This window comes from Pseudomonas sp. X10, from assembly GCF_054889225.1.
Genome location: NZ_CM142677.1, coordinates 3,757,776 through 3,776,212 on the forward strand (window position 1 = coordinate 3,757,776; position 18,437 = coordinate 3,776,212).

Annotated in this window: 15 protein-coding genes and 2 pseudogenes; 6 read left to right on the forward strand and 11 right to left on the reverse strand. The window is 60.9% G+C overall.

Features of this window, described 5'->3' with window-relative positions; translation table 11 throughout:
- Window positions 1-51 precede the first annotated feature (51 nt).
- Window positions 52-1,056 carry an amidohydrolase family protein gene (locus ACYU03_RS17225; RefSeq protein WP_461885845.1) on the reverse strand — a complete coding sequence of 335 codons (1,005 nt, stop codon included), beginning with the start codon at window positions 1,054-1,056 and terminating at the stop codon, window positions 52-54.
- A gap of 124 nt (window positions 1,057-1,180) precedes the next feature.
- Here ACYU03_RS17225 and ACYU03_RS17230 point away from each other — a divergent pair, with 124 nt between their 5' ends.
- Window positions 1,181-2,044 carry a pirin family protein gene (locus ACYU03_RS17230; RefSeq protein WP_461885846.1) on the forward strand — a complete coding sequence of 288 codons (864 nt, stop codon included), beginning with the start codon at window positions 1,181-1,183 and terminating at the stop codon, window positions 2,042-2,044.
- Between the two features lie 58 nt (window positions 2,045-2,102).
- Here the strand turns inward: ACYU03_RS17230 and ACYU03_RS17235 are convergent, their stop codons facing one another.
- From ACYU03_RS17235 to ACYU03_RS17250, 4 genes are all read right to left on the reverse strand, one after another.
- Entirely contained in the window at window positions 2,103-2,828 is a 726-nt protein-coding gene (locus tag ACYU03_RS17235) for a dienelactone hydrolase family protein (RefSeq protein WP_461885847.1), read from the reverse strand.
- 57 nt (window positions 2,829-2,885) lie between these two features.
- Window positions 2,886-4,790, reverse strand: coding sequence for a molecular chaperone HtpG (gene htpG, locus ACYU03_RS17240; protein WP_461885848.1), 1,905 nt, complete (start codon window positions 4,788-4,790; stop codon window positions 2,886-2,888).
- Window positions 4,791-4,898: 108 nt separating this feature from the next.
- Window positions 4,899-5,354 (reverse strand): PaaI family thioesterase, encoded by a 456-nt coding sequence (locus ACYU03_RS17245; protein WP_461885849.1) that lies wholly within the window; start codon window positions 5,352-5,354, stop codon window positions 4,899-4,901.
- A complete protein-coding gene (locus ACYU03_RS17250) occupies window positions 5,351-5,827 on the reverse strand; it encodes a PaaI family thioesterase (RefSeq protein ID WP_461885850.1) in 477 nt (158 codons plus the stop codon). Before ACYU03_RS17250 ends, ACYU03_RS17245 begins: the two co-directional genes overlap by 4 nt.
- Window positions 5,828-5,985: 158 nt before the next feature.
- On the opposite strand from ACYU03_RS17250, the gene ACYU03_RS17255 reads away from it, so the two are divergent.
- Window positions 5,986-6,285: a hypothetical protein gene (locus ACYU03_RS17255; RefSeq protein ID WP_461885851.1), complete on the forward strand. Its 300-nt coding sequence runs from the start codon at window positions 5,986-5,988 to the stop codon at window positions 6,283-6,285.
- Between the two features lie 67 nt (window positions 6,286-6,352).
- Here the strand turns inward: ACYU03_RS17255 and ACYU03_RS17260 are convergent, their stop codons facing one another.
- Window positions 6,353-7,102, reverse strand: coding sequence for a DUF599 domain-containing protein (locus ACYU03_RS17260; protein ID WP_461885852.1), 750 nt, complete (start codon window positions 7,100-7,102; stop codon window positions 6,353-6,355).
- A 181-nt stretch (window positions 7,103-7,283) separates the two neighbouring features.
- The gene (gene brnQ, locus ACYU03_RS17265) at window positions 7,284-8,597 is read right to left on the reverse strand and encodes a branched-chain amino acid transport system II carrier protein (protein WP_461885853.1); all 1,314 of its coding nucleotides are present in this window, start codon (window positions 8,595-8,597) and stop codon (window positions 7,284-7,286) included.
- 485 nt (window positions 8,598-9,082) lie between these two features.
- On the opposite strand from brnQ, the gene pvdM reads away from it, so the two are divergent.
- The 4 genes and pseudogenes from pvdM to ACYU03_RS17285 form a co-directional block, all read left to right on the forward strand.
- Window positions 9,083-10,432 carry a pyoverdine-tailoring dipeptidase-like protein PvdM gene (gene pvdM, locus ACYU03_RS17270; RefSeq protein ID WP_461885854.1) on the forward strand — a complete coding sequence of 450 codons (1,350 nt, stop codon included), beginning with the start codon at window positions 9,083-9,085 and terminating at the stop codon, window positions 10,430-10,432.
- A 16-nt stretch (window positions 10,433-10,448) separates the two neighbouring features.
- Window positions 10,449-11,726 carry a pyoverdine-tailoring periplasmic protein PvdN gene (gene pvdN / locus ACYU03_RS17275; RefSeq protein WP_461885855.1) on the forward strand — a complete coding sequence of 426 codons (1,278 nt, stop codon included), beginning with the start codon at window positions 10,449-10,451 and terminating at the stop codon, window positions 11,724-11,726.
- 73 nt (window positions 11,727-11,799) lie between these two features.
- A pseudogene (locus tag ACYU03_RS17280) lies at window positions 11,800-12,488 on the forward strand (formylglycine-generating enzyme family protein); the annotation flags it as partial.
- 121 nt (window positions 12,489-12,609) lie between these two features.
- Window positions 12,610-13,358: pseudogene (locus ACYU03_RS17285) on the forward strand (SidA/IucD/PvdA family monooxygenase); the annotation flags it as partial.
- Between the two features lie 71 nt (window positions 13,359-13,429).
- Here ACYU03_RS17285 and sucD read toward each other — a convergent pair.
- The 4 genes from sucD to odhB form a co-directional block, all read right to left on the reverse strand.
- Window positions 13,430-14,314 (reverse strand): succinate--CoA ligase subunit alpha, encoded by an 885-nt coding sequence (sucD, locus tag ACYU03_RS17290; protein WP_004376004.1) that lies wholly within the window; start codon window positions 14,312-14,314, stop codon window positions 13,430-13,432.
- A complete protein-coding gene (gene sucC, locus ACYU03_RS17295) occupies window positions 14,314-15,480 on the reverse strand; it encodes an ADP-forming succinate--CoA ligase subunit beta (RefSeq protein ID WP_461885856.1) in 1,167 nt (388 codons plus the stop codon). Before sucC ends, sucD begins: the two co-directional genes overlap by 1 nt.
- A gap of 173 nt (window positions 15,481-15,653) precedes the next feature.
- Window positions 15,654-17,090: a dihydrolipoyl dehydrogenase gene (gene lpdA, locus ACYU03_RS17300; RefSeq protein WP_461885857.1), complete on the reverse strand. Its 1,437-nt coding sequence runs from the start codon at window positions 17,088-17,090 to the stop codon at window positions 15,654-15,656.
- A gap of 94 nt (window positions 17,091-17,184) precedes the next feature.
- Entirely contained in the window at window positions 17,185-18,405 is a 1,221-nt protein-coding gene (gene odhB / locus ACYU03_RS17305) for a 2-oxoglutarate dehydrogenase complex dihydrolipoyllysine-residue succinyltransferase (protein WP_461885858.1), read from the reverse strand.
- Window positions 18,406-18,437: the final 32 nt, after the last annotated feature.

Below are 18,437 nucleotides of genomic sequence, written 5' to 3' on the forward strand. Positions count from 1 at the left end.
GGGGCGTTTTTGTTTCTTTTCGGTTCCTGTAGAGCTTCTATCGCAGGCAGCTCAACGTCCCTTCGGCAGCACCGCCAGGAAGTTATCCTTCGCCACCTTCTGCGCCACATCCTCCGGCAACGCATCCAGAAACGGCTTGAAGCCATGCATCTGCTCACCCAGGGTATTGAAACGCCCCACCACGTCGGAGCCGAGCATGAAGCGCTCAGGGAACCGTGTCACCAGCTCGACCCAGGCCTTGCGAGGCGTGCCCTCCTCATCCAGCAGGTAAGGCTCAAGCACGCTCCAGGACAGGTCGATGTACAGGTTAGGGTAGTCCTTCAGCAAGCGCGTCAACGTCGGCAACAGGAAATCCATTTGGGTCTGGTGGCGATGAATCTCCAAGCTGGTGCCCGCATGCGCCCAAATGAAGCGGGTATGCGGGTGATTGCGCAGCGGCTCTTCGATCTCGGTCAGGTACAACGGATTGCGCTCACGCTTGGAGGTGATATTGGAATGGATCAGCACCGGCAGGTCACGCTCCGCCGCGAGATGGTAGATACGGGTCATGGCTTCGTTGTTGGCCCGCGGGGTATCGCCGGTGGTCAAGGCGGTCAGGTCATCATGCCGGGTGAAGACCTCGCCGATGCCTTGCCATAACCCAGGATAGAGTTCGAGCATGCGCTCGATATGGCTCACGGCGTTCTTGTCCACTGGGTTGAGGCCAGACAAGAAGGGATGGAACCGACGCCGCTGTTCCGCCGGCAATTGCTCCAGCGCGGCTGCCACAAAGACGTCGGTGGCGCTGTACCAATACGCATCGGCATCATCACCGGCGTAGTAGCGAGGGCGCTTGGGCTCATCCTCGTGCCATTTCTTGGCCACCGGTATGCCGGAGATCATCGACTGATCGATCCCCGCCTCGTCCATGGCCTTGAGCAAGGCCGGCATGCCGGCGGTTTCCTGGAAGAAATCGACGTAGTGCAGATGGGCATCGCTGTAGCGGTAATCCCGTGCCTGCGCCCCCTGGCACAACAACCCCGACAGCAACACCCAGGCCAGGCCTCTGGCAATCATTGGCAGCTTCCTTCTACTGATCAAGACAGAGTAGACCGGGCGCCCTACTCGACGGTTCAGTCGCTAGTAGCCGCTGGGATCAATTCGCTATGCTTGGACAACCACACCTTGCCGGAGCATCAGCATGAGCAGCCCCCTGGTCATCCGCCCTCGCGCCGAATCGGTCGAAGGCCAACCGATCCTGCGGCCGCTGCCATCGGCCCAATGCCGTAGTGTCGGCCCATTCGTGTTTTTCGACCATATGCTGGAAACCGACTACGCCCCTGGCAGCGGCATGGACATCCGCCAGCACCCGCACATTGGCCTGTCCACCCTGACCTACCTGTTCGAGGGTGAAATCCTGCACAAGGACAGCCTTGGCTCCAACCAACGTGTTGGGCCCGGTGACGTCAGTTGGATGACGGCCGGCAGCGGCGTCGCCCACGTCGAACGCACGCCAGCGCAAGCCTTCGCCCAAGGTTCGCGCCTGCATGGCCTGCAGGTTTGGCTGGCCTCGCCAAGGGAGGCCGAGCAAGGGCCGCCGAGCTACAGCCACCATCTGGCGCAAGACCTGCCGGTCAGCGACAACCTAGGCGTGCAGATCCGCATGATTGCCGGGAGCGGCTTTTGCCTGGAGTCGCCGGTGCCGGTGCTGTCACCGACCCTCTATGCCCATGTACAAATGCAGCCGGCGACAACCTTGATCGTGCCCACCGAGCATGCCCAGCGTGCGCTGTATCTGCTCGATGGCGAACTGATGCTGGATGACGAGGACGTCGAGCCCTGCAGCTTGCTGGTGCTACCTGAAGGCGAGGAAGTCACGCTCTACGCCGAAAGCGGGTGTCAGTTGGTGCTGATCGGCGGCGCGCCACTGGATGGGCCGAGGCGGATGAACTGGAACTTCGTGGCCAGCGATCCGGCACTGATCGAACAGGCCCGGGCACGCTGGGCAGCAGGAGACTGGCCAACGGTGCCAGGGGAAAGCGAGCGGATCGAGTTGCCACGCTAAGGGCCGGCACCGTGGCATTGCTGGCAAGAACCCAGTCCTTGCCAGCAATCGACACATCTCAGCCCTGGAAGACCTCTTCCAGCAGGTTGTGCATGGCTTGGAACGCTCGCTGCGAAGTGCGGCGGTCATACTGCATCTTGCCCGGCACATTGGCCGACGGGTCAGTGAACGAATGCACCGCACCACCATAGCTGAGCAGTTGCCAATCCACCTTGGCGGCACTCATCTCCTCCTCGAAAGCCGGCAACTGCTCACGAGGCACCAGCGGATCGGATGCGCCATGCAATACCAGCACCGAACCCTTGATACGCTGGGCATCGGCCGGGTTCGGCGTGTCCAGGGTGCCATGGAAGGACACAGTGGCCCTCAGGTCCGCACCACTACGGGCCAGCTCGAGGGCGCAGCAGCCGCCGAAGCAAAAACCGAATGCCGCTACCTTGCCAGGCTCCAGCAGCGCCCTGGATTGAGCCAGCAACTGCGCCAGCGCCCCGTCCATACGCTTGCGCAGTTCGGCGCGATCATTCTTCAACGGCATCATCGCCGCCCCTGCCTCGTCGGCGTTGGACGGACGCACCGATTGCCCGTAGAGATCGGCGATCAGCACGACATAACCCTGCTCGGCCACTTCCTTGGCGATCCGTTCGGCCCCCTCGCCAATCCCCATCCAGTTCGGTGCCATCACTAGGCCCGGCTGCGCCAGGGCGCCCGGGGTGTAGACCAGGCGACTCTCATAGGTCTTGCCCGCCAGGTGATAGACCAGCGATTCGACGATAACCTTGCTCATCCACTCCTCCTTGCATCATGAAAAAAGCCCGCCGAAGCGGGCTTTCCTTGCATCAACTCAAGCAGACAGCTCGACCAGCAGCTTGTTCAGGCGACGAACGTAGGCCGCCGGATCCTTCAGGCTATCTCCGGCCGCCAGGGCCGCCTGATCGAAGAGGATGTGCGAGAACTCGGCGAAGCGGTCTTCGCTCTGCTCGTTGTCCAGTTTCTCGATCAGCGGATGGGTCGGGTTGAATTCGAAGATCGGCTTGGAGTCCGGCACCTTCTGCCCGCTGGCTTCGAGGATCTGACGCATCTGCAGGCCAAGGTCCTGTTCGCCGATGGCCAGGATCGCAGGCGAATCGGTCAGGCGGTGCGACACACGCACTTCACTGACGCTCTCACCCAAGGCCAGCTTGAGACGCTCGACCAGGCCTTCCTTCTCCTTGGCGACTTCTTCCTGGGCCTTCTTGTCCTCCTCCGAGTCCAGCTTGCCCAAGTCCAGATCGCCGCGGGCGACGTCGACGAAAGCCTTGCCATCGAACTCGTTGAGGTAGCTCATCAGCCACTCGTCGATACGGTCGGTCAGCAGCAGCACCTCGATACCCTTCTTGCGGAAGACTTCCAGGTGCGGGCTGTTCTTGACCTGAGCGTAGGACTCACCGGTGAGGTAGTAGATCTTGTCCTGACCGTCCTTCGCACGCGCCAGGTAATCGGCCAGGGCCACGCTCTGCTCGCCGCTGTCGTCCTGGGTGGAAGCGAAGCGCAGCAAACCTGCGATCTTTTCCTTGTTGGCGAAATCCTCGGCAGGACCTTCCTTCATCACCTGGCCAAAGTTCTTCCAGAAGCCCTTGTACTGCTCAGGCTCGTTCTTCGCCAGCTTCTCCAGCATGTCCAGCACGCGCTTGGTCAGCGCCGACTTCATCGAATCGATGATCGGGTCCTTCTGCAGGATTTCACGCGAGACGTTCAGCGACAGGTCGTTGGAGTCGACCACACCCTTGATGAAGCGCAGGTACAACGGCAGGAACGACTCGGCCTGGTCCATGATGAACACACGCTGCACATACAGCTTCAGACCGCGTGGCGCTTCGCGCTGGTACAGGTCGAACGGGGCGCGGGCCGGAACGTAGAGCAGCGAGTTGTACTCGAGCTTGCCTTCTACCTTGTTGTGGCTCCAGGCCAGCGGGTTCTCGAAATCGTGGCCGATGTGCTTGTAAAACTCCTGGTACTCCTCGTCCTTGATCTCGGTGCGTGGACGGGTCCACAGGGCACTGGCGCGGTTGACGGTTTCCCATTCTTCGGCCGGCTTTTCCTCGCCCTCAGCCGCCTCGGCCTGCTTAGGCAGTTGAATAGGCAGGGCGATGTGATCGGAATACTTCTTGACCACATTGCGCAGGCGCCAGCCGTCAGCGAACTCTTCCTCGCCTTTCTTCAGGTGCAGGACGATGCGGGTGCCGCGCTGGGGCTTGTCGATGGTCGCGACCTCGAACTCACCCTCGCCCTTGGACGACCAGTGCACGCCCTCGGCGGCTGGCTGCCCGGCCCGGCGGCTGAATACATCGACCTTGTCGGCGACGATGAAGGCCGAATAGAAACCGACACCGAACTGACCGATCAGGTGCGAATCCTTCTTCTGGTCGCCAGTGAGGTTCTTCATGAAGTCAGCAGTGCCGGACTTGGCGATGGTGCCCAGGTGGGTGATCACATCCTCGCGGCTCATGCCGATACCGTTGTCCTCGAGGGTGACGGTCCCGGCATCCTTGTCGAAGCTGACGCGGATCTTCAGATCGCTATCGCCCTCGAGCAACTCGGGCTTGGCCAGGGCCTCGAAGCGCAGCTTGTCAGCGGCATCGGAGGCGTTGGAAATCAGTTCGCGCAGGAAGATTTCCTTGTTCGAGTACAAGGAATGAATCATGAGGTGCAACAGTTGCTTCACCTCGGTCTGGAAGCCCAGGGTTTCTTTTTGAGTCTCCACACTCATGGTCTTCAAAACTCCGATCTGATTGGCAGTTGTCGCCCGGCGGCAAGGCAGTGCCTTGGCCTGCTTTTATGGCGGGATGTCAAGCAGATGGGGGCGGCGTTTGCTATTTCAAGGCCTTGGCGGCTCTTCGATCTTGAAATGCGCGCGCGCCGTGGCAATCGGCGAGTCTCGGTCGCCCTGCCAGGCCGTGATGGCGACATTGGTCACCCGTCGCCCCTGGCGCCAGAGTTGGCACTGGGCGTAGGTGTCCCGGTAGAGCCCGGCGCGCAGGTAGTCGACGGAGAAATCGATGATCTTCGGAATGCTGGTGCTCTCACTGAAGATCAGCAGGTATAGCGCTGCCGAAAGCTCCATGAAACCTGCGATCACACCGCCATGGATTGCCGGCAGCAAGGGGTTGCCGATGTTGTCCTGGCTGGCCGGCAGGTGGAACAGCAAGTCATCCCCCTCACGCGAACATTCGATGCCAATCAGGCCGGCATAGGGAATCAACTGCAACAAGGGCTGGTAGTTGCCGACCGCATGGGCCTCGCGCAACTGCTGACGAACATGCACAGGAATCATGCGTCACCCTCCCTCAGGCTGCTGCCGAAACGAATGCCGCCCTTGACGTCCTTGCCCAGGCGCATGAAGGTCCCCACCACTTGGGCAATAGGCTGCTGCGGGTCATCCTGGTAGGCCGTGCCTCGGGTGAAGATCACATCACGGGTCACTCGGTAGCACTGGGCGTGGCCGTAGATGTCCTTGCCCGCCTCGGCCGCATGCATGTAGTCGATGCGAAGGTCCAAGGTAGGACAGACCTCGAACTGTGGCAGGACGCAGAGCGTGGCCATGCCGCAGGTGGTATCCATCAGCGTGGTCAAGGCGCCGCCATGGACGGCACCAGTTTGCGGGTTGCCTACAATACGGGGAGACCAGGGCAGTACCAGCGTCATGCCATCGGCATCCGCATGATGCACACGCATTTGCAGTAACTGGCAATGCCGCAATGCCGAAAGAAAGCGCTGGGCCATTGCCATCAACGATGTATCACTCATCTGACTGCCTGCTTTTTTGTGACCGTCCCGGCAATTGCGCGGGTCCGGTGAAAAGTCTATATAGATCCGCCTGTTATATATCTGTAATCTTTGCGGAACTTATTTCCATTACTTGAACTCGAAGGACCAAGTAAGTTATTCCACAAGGAGAGACACCCATGCGTAAACCTTTTGCTTTTGCCTTGATGCTGGCCGCTGCCCTGGGCCTGGCTGCTTGCGATAAAGCCAGCGAAGACAAAGCCCAGGACGCACAGCAACACGCCGAGCAAGCTCAGGAGAAGATGGGCGAGGCTCAGGATAAGATGAACGAAGCCGCCGAGGAAAACGCCGAAGCCGCCAAAGATCAGGCTGAAGCGCAAGAAAAGGCTGCCGAAGAAGCCGCACCGGCCCCAGCGCCAGAAAATACTCCGACCAGCCCGGCCGATCCGACTGCTCCAGCCGATCCTGCCAAGCAGTAATTGGCAATCCCAAAAAAACCCGACAATGTCGGGTTTTTTTGGCGCTCGATAAGCACACTCAAACGTTTCAGTCTGTTGTATTTGCCACTTCCCTACTCGCTTCCGCCGGCGTACTTGCCGTCGGAGTAAACGTCATGACTTCCAACACATCCGAATGGAACTCGCGACGGTACAGAATCAGCACGACCCCGATACTCATCAACATGAATAACCAAGGGCTGATGAACCAACTCAGCATGGCCATGCCGAAATAATAGGAACGCAAGCCCAAGTTGAACTGGTTGGCTGCCAGGGACAGCACCCGCGCAGCCCGCGAGGCAAAGGCCTTGCGCTCCAGCTCGTTGACCTGGCGTTCGCCGACCATGGGCGCAGAGCCAACCAGAACGGCAGCGAAGTTGTATTGGCGCATGCACCAGCTGAAGGTGAAGAAGGCGTACACGAAGACCATCGCCAGGCACAGCAGCTTGATTTCCGACATACCCTGGGATGCCTGCTGCACCAGGGGCAAGTCAGCCAGCAGCGACAGCGCACGGTCCGAAGCCCCCAGCACGGTCAGGATGCCCGCCAGAATGATCAGTGTGCTGGAAGCGAAGAACGAGGCGTTGCGCTCAAGGTTGCCGATCACGCTGGCATCGGCGATGCGGTTATCGCGCAGCAGCATGCGGCGCATCCAATCTTCCCGGTACAGATGCAGAACGCTGGCCAGGCACGCCGTGTCACGCCCTTTCCAGGTGGCATAGCGGGTATAGCCACCCCAGCAGATGGCGAACCAGCAGGCCGCCAGCAGATTACTCAAATTAGCTTGAATGAAGCTCATGCAGTTTCCCGTACGTTTCGTGCACAGAATGGTATAGACCGGCTTTCGACGCGCGGCCGCAGGAAAAGACACGCCCTTGTAACAAAAAACCCCACATCCGGTGGGATGCGGGGTTGAGGTATCAGCCAATGGCCGGCGCCCTTCGGCTTGTGGCCGGCGCCAGCACTGTCGCTTCAACGCATCAGGCCAGCGCCTCGCGCGGCTTGCCGAGCATGCGGTCGCAGGCCACGGCAGCGGCCAGGGTCAGCACCGAAGGCACCAGCCAGGCCAGGCCCTGCTCACTCAATGGCAGGTGCGCCATGGCATCCGGCAGCATGTGGCCCAAGCTGCTGCCCTTGATCGCATCGACCATGCCGAACAGCAAGGACACCAGCATCACTGGCGCCAGGATGCGCACCGGCGAATTCCACAGGTCCTTGCAGAAGCTCAGGCCCACCACCACGATGCACGGTGGATAGATGGCAGTCAGCACCGGGATGGAGAACAGGATCAGCTTGGTCAGGCCCAGGTTGGAGATCAGCAGCGAGAACGCAGCGAGAATCACCACCAGCGTGCGGTAGGACAGCGGCAGGACCTGACTGAAGTACTCGGCGCAGGCGCAGGTCAGGCCAACAGCGGTGACCAGACATGCCAGCGCGATCAGTACGGCCAGGAAGCCACTGCCCAGGGAACCAAAGGTGTGCTGCACATAGGCGTGGAGGACGGCTGCGCCGTTGGTCGCGTCTGCGGCGATATCATGGCTGCCGGAACCCAGGCGGAACAGGCTGATGTACACCAGGGCCAGGCCGACACCGGCGATCAGGCCGGCGATGATAGCGTAACGGGTGATCAGCTTAGGCGACTCGACGCCACGGGAACGGATGGCATTGACGATAACGATGCCGAAGACCAGCGCACCGAGGGTGTCCATGGTCAGGTAACCATTGATGAAGCCCTGGGAGAACGGTGCGGCCACATAAGCAGGTTGCGCCTCGCCGACGGTTCCGGCCGGCAGCATGAAAGCAGCAATGCCCAGCGCAGCCAGGGCGATGATCTTCAATGGCGCCAGGAAGCGACCCACAGTATCCAGCAACTTGCCCGGGTACATGGACACGGCCAGTACCACCAGGAAGTACACCAGACTGTAGATGAACAGCGCCAGCGGGCTTTCACCCGTCAGCGGCGCCACACCGACCTCGAAGGAAACGGTGGCGGTACGTGGGGTAGCGAACAGCGGCCCTACCGACAGGTAGCAGACCGCCGCCAGCAGACCACCGAAGAACTTGCCGATCGGGCTGCTCAAGGCGTCCATGCCGCCACCGACCTTGGCCAGGGCGACAACGGTGATGACCGGCAAACCAACCGCGGTCACCAGGAAGCCCAGTGCGGCCATCCATACATGCGGACCGGATTGCAGACCGACGATGGGCGGAAAGATGATATTCCCCGCACCGACGAACAACGCGAACGTCATAAAACCAAGCGCCAGGATGTCCTGGCCTTTTAACACTTTCATTTGAGGAAGTACCACACTGCTGAAATCGGGATTCGAGAGGGGATTTCCCCATGGATGAGGGAAATGCTGCCCGGCTTGATGAGCCAGACCCGTTTAGCGTGTCGTTCCCTTTTGGGGTACGGGCACAAGATGAATGCGTAGGGTAACTAATTTGTTCGGCAAACGCACTGGCACAGCGATGCTTGTCCGATGTGCGTATGTTCTTGTCGTCTGAATGACTAAGAACGGTGGGGATTATCGCAGGCGGAGCAGAAAATTCTGTCTGAAAATTCCTATAGAACCTATCGAAAACACCTCGCATCGCCACCCAATCCCTCGATCTAGCCGGACGCCAGAGCGGTCGCCTGACTGAACGTTGAATCTTTCCCGCAACACATCCGCAATAAATTTGCCGCTCCGCCGTTCGTCCACCTGATACCCGAGCCTTGCCCCTGGGCGTGAGCCCAGCCGGTGAGCCGATCCGATCAGCCCGCAACGAGATGGCAATGACCAAGATCCGTTCCCGAAAAGCCCTGTACATCGGCCTGCCCCTGGCCCTGGTGGTCGCCCTGGGGAGCGTCGCCGGCTACTTTTACTGGCAACAGCAAAACGCCGGCTATCCGAGCAAGATCGTCGAGCAAGCCAGGGATATGCACGAGCACATGCTTTCCTTCGACGGGCACATCACCGTGCCGTTGAACTTCGGCACCCATGGCCAGGAAGCAGACAAGGATGGTCCGCACCAGTTCGACCTGGTCAAGGCCGGCAAGGGTCGACTGTCAGGTGCCGCACTGACCATCCTTGGCTGGCCCGAGATGTGGAACGGCCCCAATGCCCCGCACAAACCGACGCCTGGCTTTGTCGATGAGGCCCGCCACCAGCAGGAAGTGCGCTACCAGATAATCAGCAACATGGTGCGCGACTTCCCCAATCAGGTCGGCATCGCCTACACCCCAGAGGACTTCCGCCGGCTCAACGGAGAAGGCAAGTTCGCCGTATTCATCAGCATGCTCAACGCCTACCCGCTGGGTGACGATCTGTCGCTGCTGGACCTGTGGGCCAAGCGCGGCATGCGTATGTTCGGTTTCAGCTACATCGGCAACAACGCCTGGGCCGACTCCTCCCGGCCGATGCCGTTCTTCAACGACACCGCCGATGCCCTGGGCGGTCTGTCGCCGACTGGAGAAAAAGCCGTGGCTCGTCTGAACGACCTGGGCGTGATGATCGACGTTTCACAGATGTCGACCCTCGCCCTGGAAGATGTGGCACGCCTGAGCCGCGCCCCCATCGTCGCCTCGCACTCGGCGCCACGCGGGCTGCTGGACATCCGCCGCAACCTCAGCGACAAGGAGATGCTGTTGATCAAGGACAGCGGCGGCCTGATCCAAGTCGTGGGCTTCAGCGGTTACCTCAAACCCCTGAGCCAGCCGACCGTGGACAAGCTCGACAGCCTGCGCGCACGCTTCGACCTGGGCCCACTGAAGGATCTCAACTACGCCCTGATGCCAGGCGACCCGGCGATCACCATCTGGCCCGAACAGCGATTCGGTGAATATGCCAGCGGCTTGTACGGCATCCTCGACGAAGAACCCAAGGCCACCCTCAAGACCTACGTGGACGCCATCGACTACACGGTGAAAAAAGTAGGCATCGACCACGTCGGCATCAGCTCCGACTTCAACGAGGGTGGCGGCCTGGAGGGCTGGAAGGACGTCAGCGAGATCCGCAACGTCACCGCCGAACTGCTCACTCGCGGCTACAGCGAGACCGACATCGCCAAACTCTGGGCCGGCAACTTCCTGCGGGTCTGGGAGCAGGTACAGAAAGCCGGTCACCCCATCGCCACCACCCGCTGAACAAGGCCCGTCACGCATGAGCAACCGTCGTACCTTTCTCAAGCAGGCCGGCCTGGTCGCCGCCACCCTGCCGCTGCTGCCTGGCGCCCTGGCTGCCACGCCAGCAACACCAGTACTGGCCGGCGCCGACAAGTGGCGTAACCTGCGCAGGCTGTTCCCGCTCGACCCGGAGGTGGCGCATTTCGCCAACTTCCTGGTTACCGCCCACCCCCGCCCCGTGCAAGAGGCGATCGACCGCCACCGCGCCGACCTGGACCGCAACCCCGCCGCCTTGATGGATTGGGAAAGCCAGTACGAATGGCAGCGCGAGGACGAGGTGCGCGACTGGGCCGGACGCTACCTGGAGGTCGGTCCGCGACAAATAGCCCTGACCGGCAGCACCACCGAAGGCCTGGCGATGATCTATGGAGGCCTGCAGGTTAGCGCACACCAGGAGATCCTCACCACCGAGCATGAGCACTACTCCACCCATAAGGCCCTGGCCTTTCGCACCCAGCGCCAAGGCACCCGGGTGCGCAAGATCCGTCTATTCGACAAGCCCTGGGAGGCCTCCACCGACCAGGTACTGAGTACGATCGAACAGAACATCCGCCCCGAGACCCGCGTATTGGGCATGACCTGGGTCCATTCCGGCAGCGGCGTCAAACTGCCGGTCGGCGAGATCGGTGAGCTGGTACGCCAGCACAACCGCGAGCGCAGCGAGGCCGAGCGCATCCTCTACGTGGTCGATGGCGTGCACGGCTTCGGTGTGGAGAACCAACGTTTCGCCGACTTCAACTGCGACTACTTCATCGCCGGCACCCACAAATGGATGTTCGGCCCACGCGGCACCGGGATCATCTGCGCCGCCTCGACCACGATGGACAACCTCACCCCCAGCGTCGCCACCTTCTCTCGCGACGAGGACTTCGCCACCATCATGACGCCCGGCGGCTACCACGCCTTCGAACACCGCTGGTCGCTGGGCGAGGCCTTCAAGCTTCACCTGCAACTGGGCAAGGCCGACGTCCAGGCGCGCATCCACCAGCTCAATAGCTTGCTCAAAACACAACTGGCCGAGCACCGCCAGATCGAGCTGGTGACCCCGCGTAGCCCCGAGCTCTCTGCCGGCTTCACCTTTTTCCGGGTCAAGGGCCGTGATTCGGACACTGTGGCGGCTCACCTGGTGGCGAACAAAGTGATGAGCGACGCCGTCTACCGCGATGCCGGCCCAGTGATCCGCCTGGCTCCGAGCCTACTCAACGACGAACAGCAGATCGATCGGGTCATGACCCTGATCACCCAGAAACTCTGAACAAGGCATTGCCGATGACCACCACTCTGCACCACCTGACCCTGGCCGCCTTGCTGGCCGGCTGTATGGCCGCGACTACGAGATGGGCCGCCAGGATGACGAAGGACCACAGCACCCGGTGACCTTCGCCAAGCCTTACGCCATCAGCCGTTTCCAGGTCACTGCTGGTAATGGGACACCTACCTCAAGGAAAGCGGCACAGTGATCACCGACGGCGATGACCGCCCCGGCCGGCGCTGTACCAACAGCAAGCCCAGCTACACGAAGGGGCCGAGCCTGCCGGCTGTATGCATGAGCTACGAGGACGTCGAGCATTACGTAGCGTGGCTGTCGAAAAAGACAGGCAAGCACTACCGCATGGTCAGCGAGGCCGAACGCGAGTATGCCACGCGAGCCGACAGCAGTGACCCCTTCCCCTTCGACTCCGAAGGCGAATACCAGATCAGCCAACACGCCAATGTATACGGCCCCAAGGATGGTTTCAGCTACAGCTCGCCAGTCGGCAGCTTCCCACCCAACGCTTTTGGTATGTACGACATGCACGGCAATGTCTACGAGTGGGTCGCCGACTGCTGGCACGACAGCTATGAGGGTGCGCCGAGCGACGGCAGCGCCTGGATGGAGGGTAACTGCAAGACCGTGCAGATCCGCGGCAACGACTGGGGCGAGGCGCCGATCTTCTCACGCTCCGGTAACCGCAACACATCCGTACGCACCCATCGCGGCGACTGGCTCGGTTTCCGTGTGACCCGCGAACTTTGAGGAACCGCCTGGTCGGCCTTTGCCGACCAGGCTGCAAATTAGCCAGGTAGCCAGTCGTTTACTGGGAATCCACTCCCAACGAATGGACTGCCCCATGAGTTAGACGAACGCTTCGAACAGGATCCACGACTTGATCACGGTCGGTTTCGGCCCCTCCAACCTGGCGCTGGCCATCGCGCTGCAAGAGTTGGAACAGAGCACCGGCCACAAGCTCGATGCCCTCTACCTGGACAAGCAGACCCACTACCGCTGGCATGGCGATACCCTGGCCAGCCACAGCGAACTGCAGATATCCTTTCTCAAGGACCTGGTCTCGCTGCGCAACCCCACCAGCCCCTACAGCTTCGTCAACTACCTACACAGCAACAACCGCCTGATCGACTTCATCAATCTCGGCACCTTCTACCCATGCCGCCTGGAGTTCAACGACTACCTGCGCTGGATCGCCGAGCACTTCACCCAGCAGGCCCGCTACGGCGAGCAGGTGCTGCGCATCGAGCCAGAGTTCGAGGACGGCCACATCGCCAGCCTGCACCTGGTCTCGCGCGACCAGCAGGGCAAGGAATACAGCCGTCGTACCCGCAGCGTGGCGATACGCCCAAGGCTCCGGAAATCTTCCGCCCGTTCAAGGACGATCCGCGCGTATTCCACCACTCCAGCTACCTGAGTGCGCTGGAGAAACTGCCTTGCGCCCAAGGCAAGCCCATGCGCATCGCCATTATTGGCTCCGGCCAGAGCGCCGCCGAGGCATTCATCGACCTCAACGATAGCTACCCATCGGTCAAGGTCGAGATGATTCTGCGCTCCTCGGCACTCAAACCGGCCGATGACAGCCCGTTCGTCAATGAGATCTTCGCGCCGCAGTACACCATTACTCCGCCGCCAAAAACACAAAGGCCACCCGAAGGTGGCCTTTGTGTTGCGTGGGGGGGTACAGCGTATTACTTCTTGACTTCCCAGCCAGTCAGCTCGGCCAGGGCCTTGCCGATGTCAGCCAGGGAGCGAACGGTCTTCACGCCGGCGTCCTGCAGGGCAGCGAACTTCTCGTCTGCAGTGCCTTTACCGCCGGAGATGATGGCGCCCGCATGGCCCATGCGCTTGCCCGCAGGGGCAGTCACACCAGCGATGTAGGAAACCACAGGCTTGGTGACGTTGGCCTTGATGTAGGCAGCAGCCTCTTCTTCAGCCGAACCGCCGATCTCACCGATCATGACGATCGCTTCGGTCTTCGGGTCTTCCTGGAACAGCTTCAGGATGTCGATGAAGTTCGAGCCTGGGATCGGGTCGCCGCCGATACCGACGCAGGTGGACTGACCGAAACCAGCGTCAGTGGTCTGCTTGACCGCTTCGTAGGTCAGGGTGCCGGAACGGGAAACGATACCGACCTTGCCTGGCAGGTGGATGTGACCTGGCATGATGCCGATCTTGCACTCGCCCGGAGTGATGACACCTGGGCAGTTAGGGCCGATCAGGGTAACACCCAGCTCGTCGCACTTGACCTTGGCGTCCAGCATGTCCAGGGTAGGAATGCCTTCGGTGATGCAGACGATCAGCTTGATGCCGCCGAATGCCGCTTCCAGGATCGAGTCCTTGCAGAAAGGAGCCGGTACGTAGATCACCGAGGCGTCAGCGCCGGTGGCTTCTACCGCTTCTTTCACGGTGTTGAACACTGGCAGGCCCAGGTGAGTGGTGCCGCCCTTGCCCGGAGTCACGCCGCCAACCATCTTGGTGCCGTAGGCGATGGCTTGTTCGGAGTGGAAAGTACCTTGCGAGCCGGTGAAGCCCTGGCAGATGACTTTGGTGTCTTTATTGATCAGGACGCTCATTACTTGCCCTCCGCAGCTTTGACAACTTGTTGAGCAGCGTCGGTCAGGCTGGTTGCCGCAATGATGTTCAAACCGCTTTCTGCCAGTACTTTAGCGCCCAGTTCGGCGTTGTTGCCTTCCAGACGGACGACAACCGGTACCTTGACGCCAACTTCCTTCACTGCACCGATGATGCCTTCGGCAATCATGTCGCAACGAACGATGCCGCCGAAAATGTTGACCAGGACCGCCGCAACATTGCTGTCGGACAGGATGATCTTGAACGCTTCGGTAACACGCTCTTTGGTTGCACCACCGCCAACGTCCAGGAAGTTGGCCGGCTTGCCGCCGTGCAGGTTGACGATGTCCATGGTACCCATGGCCAGGCCCGCACCGTTGACCATGCAGCCAATGTTGCCTTCCAGCGCGACGTAGTTCAGCTCGAACTTGGCAGCGTGGGCTTCACGCGCGTCGTCTTGCGACGGGTCGTGGAAGGTTTTCAGCTTGGGCTGACGGTACATGGCGTTGGCATCGATGTTGATCTTGGCATCGAGGCAGTGCAGGTCGCCGTCGGCCTTGATGACCAGCGGGTTCACTTCCAGCAGGGCCAGGTCGTGGTCCTTGAACAGCTTGGCCAGGCCAACGAAGATCTTGGCGAACTGGGTGACTTGCTTGCCTTCCAGACCCAGCTGGAAAGCCAGTTCACGACCCTGGAACGGCTGAGCGCCGACCAGCGGATCGATAGTAGCCTTGAGGATCTTCTCAGGAGTCTCGTGAGCGACTTTCTCGATGTCCACGCCACCTTCGGTGGAAGCCATGAACACGATGCGGCGGCTCGAACGATCCACTACAGCGCCCAGGTACAGTTCCTTGGCGATGTCAGTGCAGGACTCGACCAGGATCTTGGAGACTGGTTGACCGTTGGCGTCGGTCTGGTAGGTGACCAGATTCTTGCCCAACCACTGCGCAGCGAACGCCTTGGCGTCTTCTTTGCTGCGAACCAGCTTGACGCCGCCCGCTTTACCGCGACCACCGGCGTGAACCTGGGCTTTGACAACCCACTCGGAGCCACCGATCTTGTCGCAGGCTTCTGCTGCTTGTTCCGGGGTATCGACCGCGAAACCCTTGGAAACTGGCAGGCCGTATTCAGCGAACAGCTGCTTACCCTGATACTCGTGAAGATTCATGCTTTTTACCGTCTTCGTTAGGTACTGCGCTTCGGCGCTGCGCCGTTGCCGGCGCCGCGCCACCTGTGACCGTTAACCTGCGGGTTGACCCGCAAGCCCGGTCCGGCGGATTTTCCGCGGTGAGTCATGCACGCAAGACTCACGACGGGCCACCCGCCGTGGTTTCTTATTGTTTAACGCTTCTTACGGTTGGCCACGTGAATGGCGCCGCCATTCACTGCCAGCGCGGCTTCGTGCAGCGCTTCGGACAGGGTCGGATGGCTGAAGACCATCATGCCCAAGTCTTCGGCGCTGCTGCCGAATTCCATCGCGATCGCACCCTGCTGCACCAGTTCGGCAGCCGATGGGCCAATCACGTGTACACCCAGGACGCGGTCGGTCTTGGCATCGGCGATGACCTTGACGAAACCACCGGTGTCGTTGGCCGCCATCGCACGGCCGCTGGCCGCGAACGGGAAGGTGCCCACGTTAACCTCAACGCCTTCGGCCTTCAAGGCCTGTTCGGTCTTGCCGACCCACGCGATTTCCGGGTGGGTGTAGATGACCGACGGGATCAGGTCGTAGTTCATCTGGGCCTTGTGACCCTTGATGCGCTCGACGACCATGATGCCCTCTTCCGAGGCCTTGTGCGCCAGCATCAGGCCGCGAACCACGTCACCGATGGCGTAGACGCCCGGTACGCTGGTGGCGCAGTAGTCATCGACATAGATGTAGCCACGCTCGTCGATGGTCACGCCGCTGTCGGCAGCCAGCAGGTCGGTGGTGACTGGACGACGGCCGACCGCGACGATCAGCTTGTCGAAGGTGATCTTCTGCTCGCCGTTGGCGTCGGTGTAGGTCACTTCGACCTCTTCGCCATTGACCTTCGAGCCGGTGACGCGAGCGCCCAGCTTGATGTCCAGTCCCTGTTTGGTCAGGGTCTTGAGGGCTTCCTTGGAAACCGCGGTGTCGGCGGCCATCAGGAAAGTGTCCAGGGCTTCCAGAACGGTGACTTCGGCACCCAGACGGCCCCATACCGAACCGAGCTCCAGGCCGATCACGCCAGCACCGATGACGCCCAGGCGCTTCGGTACGGTCTGGAATTCCAGGGCGCCAGTGGAGTCGACGATGACATTCTGGTCGACCGGAGCCGGCGGGATGTCGATCGGACGCGAGCCGGAGGCGAGGATCACGTTCTCGGCTTCGATGACTTCGGTGGTGCCGTCAGCCTTGGTGACTTCGACCTTCTTGCCAGCCAGCAGCTTGCCGTGGCCCTGGATAGAAGTGACGCCGTTGGCCTTGAACAGGGTGGCGACGCCGCCGGTCAGGTTCTTGACGATACCGGCCTTGCGGCCAACCATCGCGGCGACGTCCATCTTGACTTCGCCAGTGGAGATACCGTGGACGTTGAAGCTCTCTTTAGCTTCCTTGTACTTCCAGGAGCTGTCCAGCAGGGCCTTGGAAGGAATGCAACCCACGTTCAAGCAGGTACCGCCCAGGGCCAATTTGCCCTCGGCGTCGGTGTACTTCTCGATACAGGCAGTCTTCAGACCAAGCTGTGCAGCCTTGATCGCGGCCACGTAGCCGCCAGGACCTGCACCAATCACTACCACGTCGAATTTCTGGGTCATAAAAGATTCCTTATCAGCTAAAAGCTACAAGCCGCAAGCTGCAAGACAACCCGCTTCTACTCGAAGCTTGATGTTTGCAGCTTGCAGCTGTTGTTTAGATGTCCAGCAGCAGGCGAGACGGATCTTCCAGCAGGTTCTTGATGGTCACCAGGAAGGTCACAGCTTCTTTACCGTCGATCAGGCGATGGTCGTAGGACAGCGCCAGGTACATCATCGGACGAATGACCACTTGGCCATTGATCGCCATCGGACGCTGGATGATGTTGTGCATACCCAGGATCGCCGCTTGTGGCGGGTTGACGATCGGGGTCGACATCATGGAGCCGAATGTACCACCGTTGGTGATGGTGAAGGTACCGCCGGTCATTTCTTCGATGGCCAGCTTGCCGTCACGGGCCTTCTTGCCGAAAGTCGCAATGCCGTTCTCGATCTCGGCCAGGCTCATCTGCTCGGCGTTGCGCAGTACCGGTACTACCAGGCCGCGGTCGCTGGAGACGGCGACGCCGACGTCAGCATAACCGTGGTAGACGATGTCGTTACCGTCGATCGAGGCATTGACTGCCGGGAAGCGCTTCAGCGCTTCGGTGGCGGCCTTGACGAAGAAGGACATAAAGCCCAGGCGCACACCGTTGTGGGTCTTCTCGAACAGGTCTTTGTACTTCGAACGCAGCGCCATGACTTCGGTCATGTCCACTTCGTTGAAGGTAGTCAGCATGGCCATGTTCGACTGGGCTTCGACCAGGCGCTCGGCGATCTTGGCGCGCAGGCGGGTCATCGGCACGCGTTTCTCGGTGCGGTCGCCAGTGGCGGTAACCACTGGTGCAGCAGCGGCAGCGGCAGGCTTGGCAGCCGGAGCGGCGGCAGGTGCTGCCTTCTTGGCGGCAACCGCAGCGACTACGTCTTCCTTGGTGATACGACCACCTTTACCGGAACCAGCAACGCTGGCCAGGTCGATGCCGTTTTCTTCAGCCAGCTTGCGCGCGGCAGGTGCAGCGACCGGATCGTCTTCACCAGAATCGGCAGCAGCGGCTGGAGCAGCGGCAGTTGGCGCGGCAGCCGGAGCAGCAGCGGCAGCGCCGCCTTCCACGATCGAGCCCAGGAGTTCGTCGGACAGGACGGTATCGCCCTCGTTCTTGACGATGTCGCCCAGCACACCATCGGCGGTGGCCAGGACTTCCAGGACGACCTTATCGGTCTCGATGTCGACGATCAGTTCGTCACGCTTGACGGCTTCGCCCGGCTTCTTGTGCCAGGTGGCAACGGTGCCGTCGGCAACCGATTCCGGGAAGGTTGGGGCTTTGATCTCGATAGCCATTATCAGGGTTTCCTTAAATTCGGTTTCAGGTG

What these genes read in the sequence shown, in the direction of transcription:
- ACYU03_RS17225 (WP_461885845.1), bottom strand. Translation starts at nt 1,056, where the DNA reads ATGATTGCCAGAGGCCTGGCCTGGGTGTTGCTGTCGGGGTTGTTGTGC.
- ACYU03_RS17230 (WP_461885846.1), top strand. Translation starts at nt 1,181, where the DNA reads ATGAGCAGCCCCCTGGTCATCCGCCCTCGCGCCGAATCGGTCGAAGGC.
- ACYU03_RS17235 (WP_461885847.1), bottom strand. Translation starts at nt 2,828, where the DNA reads ATGAGCAAGGTTATCGTCGAATCGCTGGTCTATCACCTGGCGGGCAAG.
- htpG (WP_461885848.1), bottom strand. Translation starts at nt 4,790, where the DNA reads ATGAGTGTGGAGACTCAAAAAGAAACCCTGGGCTTCCAGACCGAGGTG.
- ACYU03_RS17245 (WP_461885849.1), bottom strand. Translation starts at nt 5,354, where the DNA reads ATGATTCCTGTGCATGTTCGTCAGCAGTTGCGCGAGGCCCATGCGGTC.
- ACYU03_RS17250 (WP_461885850.1), bottom strand. Translation starts at nt 5,827, where the DNA reads ATGAGTGATACATCGTTGATGGCAATGGCCCAGCGCTTTCTTTCGGCA.
- ACYU03_RS17255 (WP_461885851.1), top strand. Translation starts at nt 5,986, where the DNA reads ATGCGTAAACCTTTTGCTTTTGCCTTGATGCTGGCCGCTGCCCTGGGC.
- ACYU03_RS17260 (WP_461885852.1), bottom strand. Translation starts at nt 7,102, where the DNA reads ATGAGCTTCATTCAAGCTAATTTGAGTAATCTGCTGGCGGCCTGCTGG.
- brnQ (WP_461885853.1), bottom strand. Translation starts at nt 8,597, where the DNA reads ATGAAAGTGTTAAAAGGCCAGGACATCCTGGCGCTTGGTTTTATGACG.
- pvdM (WP_461885854.1), top strand. Translation starts at nt 9,083, where the DNA reads ATGACCAAGATCCGTTCCCGAAAAGCCCTGTACATCGGCCTGCCCCTG.
- pvdN (WP_461885855.1), top strand. Translation starts at nt 10,449, where the DNA reads ATGAGCAACCGTCGTACCTTTCTCAAGCAGGCCGGCCTGGTCGCCGCC.
- sucD (WP_004376004.1), bottom strand. Translation starts at nt 14,314, where the DNA reads ATGAGCGTCCTGATCAATAAAGACACCAAAGTCATCTGCCAGGGCTTC.
- sucC (WP_461885856.1), bottom strand. Translation starts at nt 15,480, where the DNA reads ATGAATCTTCACGAGTATCAGGGTAAGCAGCTGTTCGCTGAATACGGC.
- lpdA (WP_461885857.1), bottom strand. Translation starts at nt 17,090, where the DNA reads ATGACCCAGAAATTCGACGTGGTAGTGATTGGTGCAGGTCCTGGCGGC.
- odhB (WP_461885858.1), bottom strand. Translation starts at nt 18,405, where the DNA reads ATGGCTATCGAGATCAAAGCCCCAACCTTCCCGGAATCGGTTGCCGAC.